Annotated in this window: 13 protein-coding genes and 1 riboswitch; of the genes, 2 read left to right on the top strand and 11 right to left on the bottom strand. The window is 65.7% G+C overall.

Translation table 11 applies throughout. The features are described 5' to 3' along the window. Positions 1 to 9 precede the first annotated feature (9 nt). From AC1DDG_RS01240 to AC1DDG_RS01265, 6 genes are all read right to left on the bottom strand, one after another. Positions 10 to 768, bottom strand: coding sequence for a class I SAM-dependent methyltransferase (locus AC1DDG_RS01240; protein WP_476874659.1), 759 nt, complete (start codon positions 766 to 768; stop codon positions 10 to 12). Between the two features lie 76 nt (positions 769 to 844). Continuing rightward, the gene (locus AC1DDG_RS01245) at positions 845 to 2,254 is read right to left on the bottom strand and encodes an aminotransferase class V-fold PLP-dependent enzyme (RefSeq protein WP_230116949.1); all 1,410 of its coding nucleotides are present in this window, start codon (positions 2,252 to 2,254) and stop codon (positions 845 to 847) included. 35 nt (positions 2,255 to 2,289) lie between these two features. Then, positions 2,290 to 2,403: riboswitch (SAM riboswitch) on the bottom strand. A gap of 169 nt (positions 2,404 to 2,572) precedes the next feature. Continuing rightward, positions 2,573 to 3,385, bottom strand: coding sequence for a histidinol-phosphatase (hisN, locus tag AC1DDG_RS01250; RefSeq protein WP_230116948.1), 813 nt, complete (start codon positions 3,383 to 3,385; stop codon positions 2,573 to 2,575). 66 nt (positions 3,386 to 3,451) lie between these two features. After that, positions 3,452 to 4,567, bottom strand: coding sequence for a ribosome small subunit-dependent GTPase A (rsgA, locus tag AC1DDG_RS01255; RefSeq protein ID WP_230116947.1), 1,116 nt, complete (start codon positions 4,565 to 4,567; stop codon positions 3,452 to 3,454). Then, a complete protein-coding gene (gene aroA, locus AC1DDG_RS01260; protein WP_476874660.1) occupies positions 4,551 to 5,945 on the bottom strand; it encodes a 3-phosphoshikimate 1-carboxyvinyltransferase in 1,395 nt (464 codons plus the stop codon). Before aroA ends, rsgA begins: the two co-directional genes overlap by 17 nt. A gap of 6 nt (positions 5,946 to 5,951) precedes the next feature. After that, a complete protein-coding gene (locus AC1DDG_RS01265) occupies positions 5,952 to 6,500 on the bottom strand; it encodes a DoxX family protein (protein ID WP_230116945.1) in 549 nt (182 codons plus the stop codon). 317 nt (positions 6,501 to 6,817) lie between these two features. Between AC1DDG_RS01265 and AC1DDG_RS01270 the strand changes: the two genes are divergently transcribed. Both AC1DDG_RS01270 and rsrA read left to right on the top strand, forming a co-directional pair. Continuing rightward, the gene (locus AC1DDG_RS01270) at positions 6,818 to 7,705 is read left to right on the top strand and encodes a sigma-70 family RNA polymerase sigma factor (protein WP_476874661.1); all 888 of its coding nucleotides are present in this window, start codon (positions 6,818 to 6,820) and stop codon (positions 7,703 to 7,705) included. Next, positions 7,702 to 7,962 carry a mycothiol system anti-sigma-R factor gene (gene rsrA / locus AC1DDG_RS01275; RefSeq protein WP_230116943.1) on the top strand — a complete coding sequence of 87 codons (261 nt, stop codon included), beginning with the start codon at positions 7,702 to 7,704 and terminating at the stop codon, positions 7,960 to 7,962. Before AC1DDG_RS01270 ends, rsrA begins: the two co-directional genes overlap by 4 nt. Positions 7,963 to 8,046: 84 nt before the next feature. Here the strand turns inward: rsrA and AC1DDG_RS01280 are convergent, their stop codons facing one another. The 5 genes from AC1DDG_RS01280 to AC1DDG_RS01300 form a co-directional block, all read right to left on the bottom strand. Next, positions 8,047 to 8,121, bottom strand: coding sequence for a 50S ribosomal protein bL37 (locus AC1DDG_RS01280; protein ID WP_369299106.1), 75 nt, complete (start codon positions 8,119 to 8,121; stop codon positions 8,047 to 8,049). Between the two features lie 110 nt (positions 8,122 to 8,231). Continuing rightward, complete coding sequence (locus tag AC1DDG_RS01285; RefSeq protein WP_476874662.1) at positions 8,232 to 8,846, bottom strand: PadR family transcriptional regulator; 615 nt, start codon at positions 8,844 to 8,846, stop codon at positions 8,232 to 8,234. Continuing rightward, positions 8,846 to 9,673, bottom strand: coding sequence for a DUF4097 family beta strand repeat-containing protein (locus tag AC1DDG_RS01290; RefSeq protein ID WP_476874663.1), 828 nt, complete (start codon positions 9,671 to 9,673; stop codon positions 8,846 to 8,848). Before AC1DDG_RS01290 ends, AC1DDG_RS01285 begins: the two co-directional genes overlap by 1 nt. Before the next feature lie 88 nt (positions 9,674 to 9,761). Next, on the bottom strand, positions 9,762 to 10,361 hold the full coding sequence (locus AC1DDG_RS01295) for a GDSL-type esterase/lipase family protein (RefSeq protein ID WP_476874664.1): 600 nt from the start codon (positions 10,359 to 10,361) through the stop codon (positions 9,762 to 9,764). A 172-nt stretch (positions 10,362 to 10,533) separates the two neighbouring features. Then, on the bottom strand, positions 10,534 to 14,352 hold the full coding sequence (locus AC1DDG_RS01300) for a multifunctional oxoglutarate decarboxylase/oxoglutarate dehydrogenase thiamine pyrophosphate-binding subunit/dihydrolipoyllysine-residue succinyltransferase subunit (protein WP_476874665.1): 3,819 nt from the start codon (positions 14,350 to 14,352) through the stop codon (positions 10,534 to 10,536). Positions 14,353 to 14,737 lie beyond the last annotated feature (385 nt).

Genomic DNA, 14,737 nt, shown 5'->3' on the forward strand with positions numbered 1-14,737 from the left:
GATGCGGCATCACGCCCTGACGGCCCGCCATGTCTGGGTGAGGTAGGGGAGGCTCAACAGTTCGCCGCGGGCGTGACCCAGATGGTCGTGGAGGTACCAGTCGAGGTTTCCGGTGACCTTGGCGCGGGTGGCCCCGTTGGCGGCGAGATAGTAGCTGCGCGACTTGGTCAGCTCGAGGATGTCGGCCGTGGTGACCGGGTCCTCCCACCGGGTCAGGTGGCTTTCCAGGCCCGTGAATTCGGGGCCTATGGGCGGACGGAAGTCCGGCTTGTGGACATCACCGGCGTGCATGATGCGCGAGAGTCTATGGACCCATGGCACCGACGTATCCAGCTGGTTCCAGATCAGGCCGAGCACTCCGTCAGGTCTCAGTATCCGGGCGATTTCACTGCTGGCCCGCAGCGGCTCGCACCAGTGCCATGCCTGTGCCACCGTCACGACGTCGAAGGCCGAGCCGGGCAGTCCCGTTTCCTCAGCGGTGCCCTCACCCGCCGCCACAGCCGGATAGGCAACGCGGAGCTGATCAAGCATGTCCGGCGAGGGATCCACGGCGCTGACCGCCAGGCCGCGTTCCACGAGCAAGGCGGTGAACTTGCCGGTACCGGCGCCTATGTCAGCAGCTGTCCGGGCGCCGGCAGGAATGATCCAGTCCGCGGACTCGGCAGGGTAGCCGGGACGGACGCGGTGGTAGTGTTCGCCGCCGTCCTGGAAACTCTGCCCGAGTTCCTGACGCCGCCACTGGTCGAGTTTGGGGCCACCGCGTGCCACGCGCCGTCTCCTTAGGGCAGGCTGAAAATTTACCCTTCGAATTTACCGCATGGAGCGCCCTGGCGGAGTGCCGGGATCAGTCCAGCGCGCAGGGGGCCGCGCCGGCGGTGCCGGGCGTGTTGGGTGCCCAGTCCGGGTAGCTGCGGGTGTCGTTGGCCGGAACCCAGCGTCCCGAGTCCACCACATAGTCCCAGCCAAGGCCGGTGCGGCGCAGTTCCTCGATGCCGGCGAGGAGCCGCTGGGCGTCCTCGAGCCGCGAACCTACGCCAAAGCTGGCGCGCAGGGAGCCGGACGGAAGTCCCAGGCGCTTGAGCAGCGGGTGGGCGCAGAAGCGGCCGTCGCGGAGTCCGACGCCGTGTTCGGCGGAAAGGTAGGCCGCCACCAGGCCGGCGTCGTAGCCTTCCACGGAGAAGTTCACTACGCCGATCGTGTCGTTGTCCGCGTCGGTGTCCGAGAAGATCTGGTGCACGGTGACGCCTTCGATCCTCCGCAGCCCCTCGACGAGGAAGGACCGGATGGCCGCCTCGTGGGCGTGCCAGCGCTCCTGGTCCAGGGCAGCGACCACCTGCGTTGCGCGGGCCAGGGTGGCAGCGCCCAGGACGTTGGGCGAACCGCCTTCATGCCGGGCGGGGCCGGTGGTCCAGCTGACGCCGTCGAGCCGGGCTTCACTGACAGCGCCCCCGCCCGCAAGGTGCGGCGTGCCGGCGTCGAGCCAGTCAGGGCGTCCCACCAGGACGCCGGAACCGAACGGCGCGTAGAGCTTGTGGCCGGAAAAGGCGAGATAGTCGACGTCGTCCGCGGCGATGTTGATGCGGCGGTGCGGAGCGAGCTGTGCCGCGTCCACAACGATCCGGGCGCCGAACTCGTGCGCCAGCGCGGCGAGGCGGCGGATCGGCAGGATTTCGCCGGTGACGTTGGAGGCGCCGGTCACGGCGAGGAGGCTGACGTCGCCGTGCTCCAGTTCAGCCCGGAGGCTGGCGATGGTGGCCTCGAGGGTGGCGGATGCCACCACGCTGCGGTGCGGCACGCCCTGCCAGGGCAACAGGTTGGCGTGGTGCTCGATGTCGAGGTACAGGACTTCCCCCGTGTGGTGGTGGTCCTCCACCGGGAGGCAGCCTGCCAGCAGGTTGAGGGAGTCCGTGGTGTTGCGCGTGAAGATTACGGAGTCATCCGGGCGGCCGCCGACAAAGTCGCGGACGATGTTCCGGGCGTTCTCATAGACCGACGTGCTGATCTGCGATGCGTAACCCGCGCCGCGGTGCACGCTGGCGTAGAACGGCAGGATCTCGTTGAGGTAAGCCGACACCACGGACAGCGCAGGTGCCGACGCGCCGTAATCGAGGTTGGCGTAACGCACGTGGCCGCCCTGGATCAGCGGAGCCTGGATCTCGGCGCCGGTAACTGCGGCCAGCGGCCGTCCGGCAGCGGCAATGCGATCGTCGAGCAGGCCGGCGCCGGTGTTGGAGGAGAACGTTGCAGTAGTCATGGGACCTCGCTGTGAAAGGACCCCTTTGTGACGGGGATCCGCGCTTGCCGGGTCCGTTCCGGACCGGCCTGGTCGTCACCCGGGGCACCCCACCGCGAATGGAGGGTTGCCGGCCAGCAAACCGGGGTTTCGCGCTGGCACTCGTGACCTGTAAAGAGCGTAGGACATCCCGGCGGGCGATGGAAAAGGCCAACGTGAATGTTAAGCGGTTTGTTACAGCCCCGCTTCATCTGGCCGGAATGCCGAAGATACGCCGGCGGACGCCCTCCTGAGGGGACGCCCGCCGTCGAAAATTCTTCGAAAGTTTGCTGGACCGAACTACAGCAGGTCGTCCAGCTGCGGGTTGAGCCGCTTGAGGACCTCCGAATGAAGGATGGAGTTTGTGGCCAGTGCGTTGCCACCGAACGGGCCGTCGGTTCCCTCAAGCGAGGTGAAGCGGCCGCCGGCTTCGGTGACGATGGGCACCAGCGCAGCCATGTCATACAGGTTCAGTTCCGGCTCGCAGGCAATGTCCACGGACCCTTCCGCCACCATGCAGTAGGACCAGAAATCCCCGAAGGCGCGGGTACGCCAGACGTCTTCGGTGAGGGCGAGGAACTCGTCCAGGTTCCCGCGTTCTTTCCAGCCGCCGAGGCTCGAGTAGGACAGCGAAGCGTCCGAAAGATTTGAGACATTCGAGACTTTCAGCCGGGTGGCTGCGGCAAGGGAGCGCCCCATGTACGCGCCCGCGCCCTTGGCTGCCCACCAGCGTTTGCCGAGTGCCGGGGCGCTGACGACACCCACCACGGGCTCGCCTTCATCGACGAGCGCAATCAGCGTGGCCCACACCGGCACCCCGCGGACGAAGTTCTTGGTGCCGTCGATGGGGTCAATGATCCAGCGCCGGGAACCGTGGCCCGAACTGCCGAACTCCTCGCCGAGGACGGCATCGCGGGGGCGGGAGCGGGAGAGCTGGCCCCGGATGGACTCCTCGGCGGCTTTGTCGGCATCCGTGACCGGCGTCAGGTCGGGCTTGGTTTCGATCTTAAGGTCCAGCGCCTTGAACCGGCTCATGGTCTGGTCATCCACGGAATCCGCCAGTACATGGGCCAGTCGCAGGTCATCGTTGTAGCTCGAAGCGGGTTGGGTCATGGTTCCAAACTACCGTCAAAGGACCGGCGGGGCGGGGATGTCCGCATGCCGGAGCCGCCGGGGAGACTAGCTGACGCTTCCCAGTTCCTTGGCTTCCTGGGCCTCCATGCGCGGATCGGTGCCCAGCAGGCGGCGCAGGGACGCTAGCCTCGCAGGCCCGGAAGGGCCTGCATGGCCGGCTTCCACCCAGGCATCCACGCCGCAGTTGACGGCGGTTGCATCGTGCTTGCAGCCGCGTTCGCAGGCTTCGGTGCCGGGCTCCAGGTCAGGGAAGGAATGCAGGATTCGGTCCGGGTCCACATGCGCGAGGCCAAACGAGCGGATCCCCGGGGTGTCGATGATCCAGCTCCCGGTGGGCGCGTCCGCGAGCTTGAGCGCGAGGGCCGACGACGACGTGTGCCGGCCGCGTCCCGTCACGGCGTTAACGCCGCCGGTTGCCCGCTCCGCGCCGGTCAGCGCATTCACCATGGTGGACTTGCCGACGCCGGAGTGGCCCAGCATGACAGTCACCTTGCCGTCCAGGTGGGCGCGCAGCTGGGAGACGGCGTCAAGGTCGAGGCGTGCGGACAGGCCATCATCGGAGCGGGCGTCGATGCCCGACGCCGCAGAGTCCGCCGTGCGGCTGATGATGACGGGGAAGTCGAGATGGCGGTAGTTGTCCAGCAGCTCGGTGGGGTCCTTGACGTCTGCCTTCGTCACGAGCAGCAGCGGCTCGATGCCGGCGTCGTAGGCGGCCACCAGCGCGCGGTCGATGAAACCGGTGCGGGGCTCCGGATTGGCGGCGGCCACCACGACGACCAGCTGGTCCGCGTTGGCCACCACAGCGCGTTCAATCGGGTCAGTGTCGTCCGCGCTCCGGCGCAGGAGCGTTTTCCGGGCCTGGATCTTTACGAGCCGGGCGAGCGTGTCCGGAGCACCTGACACGTCACCCACGAGAGATACGAAGTCGCCGGCAACCACGGGGGAGCGGCGGAGCTCGCGGGCACGGGCGGCGATGATCGTCCGCTCGTCGCCGGAGTCCTCACCCACCACTGCCGTGTACCGGCCACGGTCAACGGTGATGATGCGTCCGGTGACGGCATCGTCATGGCTGGGACGGTCTTTGGTGCGCGGACGGGAGCCCTTCTTGTTCGGGCGGATCCGGACGTCGGATTCGTCCCAGGACTCAGTGCTGCGTGCCACCGCTGGTCCCTGCGTCGTTCCCCTGGGTGCGGCCGGTCCGCTGTGTGAGCATGTCCGCCCACAGCTGCGGGAAGTCCGGCATGGTCTTGGCCGTTGTGCCGATGTCCTGGACTTCGACGCCCTTCACGGCCAGTCCGAGGATGGCGCCTGCAGTGGCCATCCGGTGGTCAGCGTAGCTGCGGACCACACCGCCATGAAGCTTTGCGGGCCGGATGATCAGCCCGTCGCCCGTCTCTTCGGCGTCTCCGCCCAGCCGGTTGATTTCCGTGACGAGTGCGGCAAGGCGGTCTGTCTCGTGCCCGCGGAGGTGTGCGATGCCGCTAAGCCGTGACGGGCCGGTGGCAAGGGCGCAGAGCGCAGCGACAGTGGGGGCGAGCTCGCTCGTTTCCGCGAAGTCGGCGCCCGTGATCTCGCTGCCTCCGGTGACGGTCAGCGTTCCGTCCTGCAGCGTCACGGACGCGCCCATATCCGTCAGGATGCTCCGCCAGAGATCGCCCACCTGGGTGGTGTGTTCGGGCCAGTCCGGGATCCGCACAGTGCCGCCCGAGGCGAGGGCCGCGGCCAGGAACGGCCCGGCGTTGGACAGGTCCTGTTCGATTTTCTCATCAAAGGCACGGATCGGCCCGGGGCTGACGATCCAGTGGTTCGGAGTGGAGTCGTCCACTTCCACACCCACGCCGCGCAGCACGGCCACGGTCATGTTGATGTGGTCAAGGCTTGGGACAGCGTCTCCGGAGTGTTCGAGATGCAGGCCTTCGGTGAAGCGTGCGCCGACGAGCAGCAGCGCGGACACAAACTGGGATGACGCGCTCGCGTCGATGACGAGATGGCCGCCGCGGACCTCTCCCGTCCCGTCAACGCGGAAGGGCAGGGAAGAGGGTGTCCCGCCGGCGTCGCCGCGAACGGTGACGCCGAGGGCCGCCAGCGCCTGGATGATGGTTCCCATCGGCCGCTCCCGGGCGTGCGGGTCGCCGTCGAACACAGCGACACCGTGGCGCAGGGCTGCCAGGGGCGGAACGAAGCGCATGACAGTGCCGGCCAGGCCGCAGTCGATGGCGACGTCCAGGGCGCCGGAACCGGACGGGATGGGCGTCACCTCGAGGTCGGGGCCGAAGGTACTGTCGCCCGGCACCTCGCGGACGTCGGCGCCGAGTTGCCGGAGCGCACCGATCATCAGCGCGGAATCCCGGGAGTGCAGCGGGGCACGCAGGCGGGAGGGCCCGTCGGCCAGCGCCGCAAGCACGAGATACCTGTTGGTCAGTGACTTCGAACCGGGGACGCGCACGGTGGCGTCCACCGGCTGCTCCGCAAACGGCGCGGGCCAGTGCGGAGCGGCGCCGGTGTGGTCAGCGGGCGCGTCCGTGATGGATCCTGTCATTCGTGCCTATGCCCCTACCGCGTGGTCTACGGCCTTGCGGACTGCCTTGTCGGCCTTGTGCAGCTTCTTTCCGGTGGTCTTGCGGGCGTCCGCGGCGAGGTGGCTTGCCGTTTTCCGGGCGTCAGCTGCGAGGTGCTCCGCGCGCCAGGCAAGGCTTGGCTTGCCCGCGGTATCAACGGAGGCCAGCAGCACGCCGCCGGTAAGGGTGACGTTCTTGAGCAGCTGGTTGCGGCGTGCGTCCCGGCCTTCCTTGCTGCTGATGTCCGCACTGCGCCATTCAACGAACGCGTTCAGCGCTGAGATGATGGCCAGGAGGGTAGCGGACAACCGCGCGAACTTGCCTACGGCGAACAGGACGCCGGCGCCCACCTGGGTTCCGCCGATCACCCGGGCCAGGACCTTCTCGTTGGTCTGGAACGGAAGCGTTTCCGCGGCGCGGCGCAGGAGGGGGGACAACTGTTCCACAGTGTCGTCCGCATTCCTGAGCTTGTCCACGCCGGCGAGGACGAAACTTGAAGCCAGCATCGGCCGGGCGAGAAAACGGACAAAGGACATGAATTTCCTCCTGGATGGACGAGCCGCGGTGACTGCGGCGGAGTCGGTTCTAGTCTTGCACTTTTGCGGAATATTTGCCCGCTTGGCGTCGTTGTGCACTGCAGGTCCGGAACACCCCGGGACAGCAGTCCTGGACCGTTGCCGGCATCGAAACATGGTTGGGCGGCGTCCCGGACGGCCTTTTGCCGCAGAAGCCTGCGCAAGGGACCGGTCCGCGGGAGACGTGCCGCCGGACAGGGCTTTGGCGGCCTGGGGCGCACCGAGCACCCGGGGTGTCGAGTGCCCGACATGCGGGAAAGTGGAGTGGAGATGGAGCTTTGACTTTGGTGAAAGACGCTGTAGAGCTGCGGGGACCTATTGACGTGTCGGCATTTGACGTGCCGCTGGAGGAGTCCGCCGAACTTCCCTATGGCGCCAACCCTGGCCCAAGGGCAGTTCCGCGGGTGACAGTAGACTTGAAGGCAATGAGCACCGTGGATCCGGCCCTAGAGGCCACGCAAGAGGACGCAGGGAACGCCGCCGACGACATTAGCGCGCCGGAGATCAGCGCGCCGCAGGCCGCGGAGCTGGCGGAGGAAATCGACGTCGCCACTGAAAGTCCGGAGGCGCGGCGGGCCCGGTTTGAGCGCGACGCCATGCAGTACGTGGACCAGTTGTACTCGGCCGCAATGCGCATGGCCCGGAACCCGTCGGACGCGGAGGATCTTGTCCAGGAGGCCTACACCAAGGCGTTTTCGGCATTCCATCAGTACAAGCCAGGGACCAACCTGAAGGCCTGGCTGTACCGGATCCTGACGAACACCTACATCAATCTCTATCGGAAGCGGCAGCGTGAGCCGCTGCAGTCCAACTCGGACACCATCGAGGACTGGCAGCTCGCCAGGGCTGAGTCGCATACGTCCAGCGGGCTCCGTTCGGCGGAGGCAGAGGCCCTCGACCACCTGCCGGATTCGGACGTCAAGCGCGCGCTGCAGGCGATTCCGGAGGAATTCCGGCTGGCTGTCTACTTCGCCGACGTCGAAGGCTTCGCGTACAAAGAAATTTCAGACATCATGAACACCCCCATCGGCACCGTCATGTCCCGGCTTCACCGCGGCCGAAAGATGCTGCGGGACATGCTCGCGGATTACGCCGCTGAACGGGGATTCAAGGCTGCTGAACCCAACGCAGCAGCGGAAAGCAACAAACAGGAGAACAGGAAATGAGCGACTGCCAGGGATTGGGCGATTGCGACGACGCCCGGATGCAACGTATCTACGAGTATCTGGATGGTGCCCTGACCCGCAGTGATATTGCGGAGATCAAACATCACCTGGACGAGTGCCCGGAATGCACGCAGCAGTATGACCTCGAGTGCGTCATCCGCAACATGGTCAAGCGGTCCTGCACCGAAGCCGCTCCGGAGAACCTGAAGAACGCAATCTTGGACAGAATCCACAGCATCCGGCCAGTGGACGCCTGACGCCGGCCCCCCACCACAAAGCGAAGTGCCCCGGAACCGACAGGTTCCGGGGCACTTCGTTTAAGCTTCGGTTCAAGCCGTGGCTTAGGTGTTGGGGCGCTTCCCGTGGTTAGCGCCGCCACGCTTACGGTCACGACGTTTACGTGCACGTTTGCTCATAGCTGGCCTCCTTAATATCGGTACTCAAAAGAGCTGCCCTCAAGTCTCCCACATCACGGGACAGGCCGCGAACCGGCGGCATTGGCGGCACATTGGGGAGTATTCACGGCTTAGGCCTTTAGTGAATTCCTGATCGAAATGCGCGCCTGCTCAAGGACTGTCCTTACAGTCTCCACTGTGACGGGGGTGATGGGATGTGCGCCCGCCCGGGTGCGGAGCTCCACCCGCAGATCGTCCCGGAAAGCCTGGAGCAGCATCTCGGCTTCCTTGAGCATGCGTTGCGCGTCAGGGGAGGACCGGGACGAGGAGCCGCGGTAGTCGCCTGACGTGGCAGCGAACCGTGCGGCTTCCGCCGTGGCCGCGAGGTCGGCCCGGAGTCCCCGCATGTTGCTCCGGATGTCCGCGCGGAGGTCGTCAGCCAGCCGGCGCACGGAAGCCGAAATGTCGTTCTCCACGCCGGCGAGCTCATCCCTGCGGCCGTTCAGCTCGGCCAGGCCGGCGTCGGTGATGCGGTAATTGGTGCGCCGGCCCTCCGATTCGGTGGCCACCAGACCATCTTCTTCCAGTTTGCCGAGCCGCGGATAGATGGTGCCGGCGCTGGGGGAGTACGTGCCGCCGAACCGTTCGCTCAACGCCTTGATCAGTTCGTAGCCGTGTTTGGGGCCAGACTCGAGGAGCGCCAGCAGGTAGAGGCGGAGTGCGCCGTGGGCAAAGACCGGAGGCATCAGAGGCCCGTTCCGACGTCCGCGGGGGCCTGGCTGTGGAAGATGGACGTCTTGCCCGACAGTGAATTGGTCCGGACCAGCATCAGCTTGGCGTCCGGGCCTGCAATGGTTTGCACCCTGCCGCCGGGCTGGGCGTATCTCTGGTCATCGATCACCACAGCGCCGCTGGCAGTATTGGCTACTATGTCCACGCCCACGTCGTGGGGGAGCCTGATGGTCACGTCGCCGGAAACCGAGTTGGCTCCGAAGTCGTGGGTGAAGCCCTGAAGGTCAAAGCTCAGGTCGCCGCTGACGGTGTTGGCCCGGATGTTGCTGAATTTGCCCGACGCCGTGACCTCGCCAGAGACACTTTTTGCCGTCAGTACGCCGCTGTGGTTCCTGGCGATGACCTCGCCGCTGACGGTATTTACATGAAGATCACCCGACGTCCTGTCCGACATGACGGAGCCGGATACGGTGTTGAGCCTGGTGTGCCCGGTGATTCCTGAGACGAGTCCGTCGCCGCTGACGGTTCCCGCTTCAACCTCGACGCCGGCCGGTACGGCAATGCTGATCACCGCCGAGTTGTTGCTGCTGTTGTTGACCGAACCCATGAGGTTCTTGAACCAGCCCTGGGGGCCGTGCAGCTGGTGCCTGACCTCCAGCCGTCCGCCTACCACCGTGACAGCCAGCGGGTCGCCGTGGACCTCCGAGACCTCGATCCTGGCCACGTCCTCGTCGTGGGTCACGATGTCGAACCGACCGCGGACAATGCCGAGCCTTAGCAATGAGACGCCGTCGACGTCAATGGTCTGCGGACCGGTGACGGTCCACGAGTTCTCTGTCATGATTCCTCCGGTTGCGATATATCGTGACTGTAAGATCACGATATATCGCAACTGCCGGAAGATCAAGATATATCGCGAGTAGTCTCGCTTACTCGGGAGTGTCCATGCCCAGCCACTGGAACCAGCCGCGGTGGAGAACCAGCCATGCCATCAGTCCGTAGCCGGCCTGGCCAGGGGTGCCTCCATTGGCTGCGAGGTCCTGGCGCCACTGCTCGTGGTTAAGCAAGGGTGAAAACGTGTCCACATAGAGGTGCTTGCGACGCGTGGTGACATCGGCAAACGCGGTGTTCAGCTCACCGAGACGGCCGTTCTGCGCCGGGTCGAGCGTCGGGGGCGGTCCCACGACAAATACCTCAAGCCTCTTCTGAGTGGCTGAGTCAAGAATGTTGGCGAGGTTGAGCCTGCTCCGGGCGGTCGACAGCCCGAATTCAACGTCACGACCCGAGAGGCCGATCACGAGCCGGTTATCGTGCCCGTCACTGAACCGACGGCCGGCTTCCTCGAGCCAGCGGGCGGCAAGGCCTTCGGTGCCCTCCTGGGGGCAGGGAAGGGCGTAGCTTTCAAGCGTCATGCCGTCCTGCGGAGTGCGGGCCAGGACACGGCCCAGCCAGCCCAGTGCCCGAGGGTCTCCGAGCCCGGCCAGCAGTTCATCTCCAACCGCCGCAATACGCAGCTTCCTGTCTTCCACTACTACCTCTTCACTTTTTTGAGGGCGTGCCCTGAGTGCTGGACCGTACTGCACGGCGGCACAATCCCGAGACTGTGCCGGCGCTACTGGCTGTGTCCATTAACTCACGCCGATTAAACAGAACTGCCCGGCTGGAATCGGTATGTCACCGTCCGGCCGGGCAGCTGCTCTGCTACTTACGGGCGAATGCCTGCTTGAGGAGGGAATCCTGCTCTGCGGCGTGGCGCTTCATGGAACCTGCCGCCGTGGACGCCGAGGCCGGCCGCGAGATCAGGCGAACCTGGCGGTCCAGTGCCTGCGGCAGGTTCAGGCCCATGAACGGCCAGGGGCCCTGGTTCGCGGGTTCGTCCTGGGCCCATACCACTTCGGCGTTGGGGTACTTGGCCAGTTCAGCTTCGATTTCCGCCTGCGGCAGCGGGTAGAGCTGCTCCACACGGACGATCGCCGTCGAGGTGTCGCCCGTCTTCTGCCGGGTGGACAGCAGATCGTAGTAGAGGCGGCCGGAGACGAGGAGAACGCGTTCGACGGCGTCCGCCTGCAGCTGCTCATGCTCACCGATGACCGGCCGGAAGCCGCCTGTGGTGAAGTCTTCCACGGCAGAAGCCGCAGCCTTAAGGCGCAGCAGCTGCTTCGGCGTGAAGATGATGAGCGGCTTGCGCGGGCGGCTGTACGCCTGGCGGCGCAGCAGGTGGAAGTGCGAGGCCGCCGTCGTGGGATTGGCTACGATCATGTTTTCCTCGGCACACATCAGCAGGAACCGCTCGATGCGGGCGGAGGAGTGATCCGGGCCCTGGCCCTCGTAGCCGTGCGGAAGCATCAGCACGAGCGACGAGCGCTGGCCCCACTTCTGTTCGGCGGAGGAGATGAATTCGTCGATGATGGTCTGCGCACCGTTGACGAAGTCGCCGAACTGCGCTTCCCAGAGCACCAGGGCATCCGGACGCTCCACCGAGTAGCCGTATTCGAAGCCCATGGCGGCGTATTCGGACAGCAGGGAGTCGTAGATCCACAGCTTGGCCTGGTTGTCCGAGAGATTGCCCAGGGGCAGCCACTCGTTGCCGTTGGCGCGGTCGTGGAAGACTGCGTGGCGCTGCACGAACGTGCCGCGGCGGGAGTCCTGGCCGGCGAGGCGCACGGGTACGCCCTCCATGATGAGCGAACCGAAGGCCGCGATCTCGCCGAAGCCCCAGTCGATGCCGCCTTCGCGGGACATCTGCTCACGCTTCTCAAGCAGCTGCTTGAGCTTCGCATGGACGGTGAAGCCCTCCGGAATCTCGAGGTGGGCCTTGCCGATCCGGGCCAGCGTATCTGCCGAGACTGCGGTGGATGCCGGGGCGTTGGTACCGAAGTCCGACTGCTGAGCCTGGGGCCGCTCGATGTCCGAAACCGCCGCGGAGTCCGCAGTGATGATCGGGATCGGCGAGGTCTGCGCCGCGTGGGTTTCGGCGAACACGCGCTCAAGGCGTTCCTGGTAGTCGCGCAGCAGCTGCTCGGCTTCGTCCTCGGTGATGTCGCCGCGGCCGATCAGTGATTCGGTGTAGAGCTTGCGGACCGAACGCTTGGCCTCGATGAGGTTGTACATGAGCGGCTGGGTCATCGAGGGGTCATCGCCCTCGTTGTGGCCGCGGCGCCGGTAGCAGACCATGTCGATGACAACGTCCTTGTGGAACTTCTGGCGGAATTCGTAGGCGAGCTGGCCGATGCGGACCACTGCCTCCGGATCGTCGCCGTTCACGTGGAACACCGGTGCCTGGATCATCTTGGCGACATCCGTGGAGTAGGTGGAGGAACGCGAAGAGGACGGTGCGGTGGTGAAGCCGACCTGGTTGTTGACCACGACGTGGATGGTGCCGCCGGTGCGGTAGCCGCGCAGCTGGGAGAGGTTGAGGGTCTCAGCAACCACACCCTGGCCGGCGAAGGCTGCGTCACCGTGGACCATGATGGGCAGCACGGGGAAGGCCTCGCCCTGGTCCAGGCGGTCCTGCTTGGCGCGGACGATGCCCTCAAGCACGGAGTCCACAGCCTCGAGGTGCGAGGGGTTGGCGGCCAGGTAGACCTTGGTCTCGTTGCCGCTGTCCGACGTGAACGTGCCCTCGGTGCCCAGGTGGTACTTGACGTCGCCGGAGCCCTGCACGGAGCGGGGATCCTGGGTGCCCTCGAATTCGCGGAAAACCTGGGCGTAGGTCTTGCCGGCGATGTTGGTGAGCACATTGAGCCGTCCGCGGTGGGCCATGCCGATGGCCACTTCGTCCAGTCCGTCGTCGGCGGCATCGGAGATGATGGCGTCAAGCAGCGGAATCAGGGACTCGCCACCCTCAAGGGAGAAGCGCTTCTGGCCGACGAACTTGGTCTGCAGGAAGGTCTCGAAGGCCTCTGCGGCGTTGAGCTTGGAGACGATGCGCAGCTGCTCTTCGCGGCTCGGCTTGGAGTACGGGTGTTCCAGCTGGTCCTGGAACCACTTGCGCTCGGCGGGCTCCTGGATGTGCATGTACTCGATGCCGGTGGTGCGGCAGTACGCGTCACGAAGCACGCCGAGGATGTCGCGGAAGGCCAGCATGGGTTTGCCGCCGAAGCCGCCAGTCGGCCATTCACGGTCCAGGTCCCACAGCGTCAGGCCGTAGGTAAGGACGTCGAGGTCGGGGTGCTTGCGCTGGACATACTCCAGCGGATCGGTGTCCGCCATGAGGTGTCCGCGGACACGGTAGGAGTGGATCAGCTGCTGGATCCTGGCGACCTTGTTGATCTGGTCGGAGGGATCCACCTGAAGGTCCGGGCTCCAGCGCACCGGCTCGTAGGGGATGCGCAGGGATTCGAAGATTTCGTCGTAGAAGTCCTGGGCGCCGAGCAGGAGCTGGTGAACGAGCTTGAGGAACTCGCCGCTGCCTGCACCCTGGATGACGCGGTGGTCATAGGTGGACGTCAGCGTGAGGACCTTGCTGATGGCGTTGTGCGCAATGATCTTCTCGCTGGCACCCTGGAATTCAGCAGGGTAATCCAGGGCGCCGACGCCGATGATGGCAGCCTGGCCCTTGGAGAGGCGGGGCACGGAGTGGACGGTGCCGATGCCGCCGGGGTTGGTCAGCGACACCGTGGTGCCGGCGTGGTCGTCGGCCGTCAGCTTGCCGGAACGGGCCCTCTTAATGAGGTCCTCGTACGTGTGCCAGAACTCCGAGAAGTTGAGGGTCTCAGCCTTCTTGATGTTCGGAACCATGAGCAGGCGTGTGCCGTCAGGCTTCGGCATGTCGATGGCGATGCCGAAGTTCACGTGGGCCGGCTGGACGGCGACGGGCTTGCCGTCGACTTCGTCGTAGTACACGTTCATGGAGGGGAACTGCGAGAGCGCCCGGATGACCGCGTAGCCGATCAGGTGGGTGAAGGAGACTTTGCCGCCGCGTGCTCGGGCAAGGTTGGAGTTGATGACAACGCGGTTGTCGATCAGAAGCTTGGCCGGAATTGCCCGGACGGAGGTGGCCGTGGGCACTTCGAGGCTTGTGACCATGTTGGAGGCGATGGCCTTGGCAGGACCGCGAAGAACGGAGACGACGTCTTCCTCGGGCGCGGTGGGTGCCTTCACGTTTTTGGGGAGCTGGGCCGGAATGGGCTGGGCGCCGGTGCCCGCCTCAGTCTTCTTTGCGCCGTCGCGGGCGACTGTTGCCGGAGCCTTCTTTACGGGTGCGGCCTGTGCCGGCGACGATGCCGGCGGGGCTGCGGGGGGCTGTGGCGCGGGAGCCGCGGCGGCTGCGGGGGCCTTGGCCGGAGCCGGAGGCGCTACCACGGGCATTTCGCGGGTAGCCGGATGGGCCGGCGCGGACGCCGCGCCCGGGGCGCCGTTGGAAGATGGGCCGTTGCCGCTATCAAAAGATTCGAACAAGGGCCACCATTTAGCGTCGACCGTATTCTTGTCCTGCTGGTAACGCTCGTACAGTTCGTCAACGAGCCACTCATTTCCGCCAAATTCCTCTGGTAGACGGTGGCTAGGCTGCTCTGGCACTTGAAATACGCCTCTTCCATGAGTTTGAATTCCTCTGGTCGCCACGGTGCCACGGCACAACAATCGAACCAGTTTCTGTGTCCTATGAACCCAGACCTCTGCCAGTCTAGTTACGATCCCGGCTTAACTGCCAATAAGGGTGACTCAAATCATGTCGCCGCCGAATTGTGGCGCGGGCCTGGCTGAAAACCGGGTGGAAGCGTGCTTCGGCCGCACACCTGAGCCCCCTCCGGGAGAGTTCGCGCGGCGGCGCACGCACCGCCTGTCCCGTCCCCGCTCCTGTAGACTGCAAGTCTTATGGACAGTAAATCTAGGTGCCGGCCTGGGGGCTGTCAGCGGAGCAGAATCAGCACCGCCGCGCAGCCCACCCGCAGAGCCGGCAAAC

The sequence above is a fragment of the Arthrobacter sp. 10L430 genome (assembly GCF_056395245.1).

Coding starts and splice junctions, on each gene's coding strand:
- AC1DDG_RS01245 (WP_230116949.1), bottom strand. CDS start 2,254: ATGACTACTGCAACGTTCTCCTCCAACACCGGCGCCGGCCTGCTCGAC.
- hisN (WP_230116948.1), bottom strand. CDS start 3,385: ATGACCCAACCCGCTTCGAGCTACAACGATGACCTGCGACTGGCCCAT.
- aroA (WP_476874660.1), bottom strand. CDS start 5,945: ATGACAGGATCCATCACGGACGCGCCCGCTGACCACACCGGCGCCGCT.
- AC1DDG_RS01265 (WP_230116945.1), bottom strand. CDS start 6,500: ATGTCCTTTGTCCGTTTTCTCGCCCGGCCGATGCTGGCTTCAAGTTTC.
- rsrA (WP_230116943.1), top strand. CDS start 7,702: ATGAGCGACTGCCAGGGATTGGGCGATTGCGACGACGCCCGGATGCAA.
- AC1DDG_RS01285 (WP_476874662.1), bottom strand. CDS start 8,846: ATGCCTCCGGTCTTTGCCCACGGCGCACTCCGCCTCTACCTGCTGGCG.
- AC1DDG_RS01290 (WP_476874663.1), bottom strand. CDS start 9,673: ATGACAGAGAACTCGTGGACCGTCACCGGTCCGCAGACCATTGACGTC.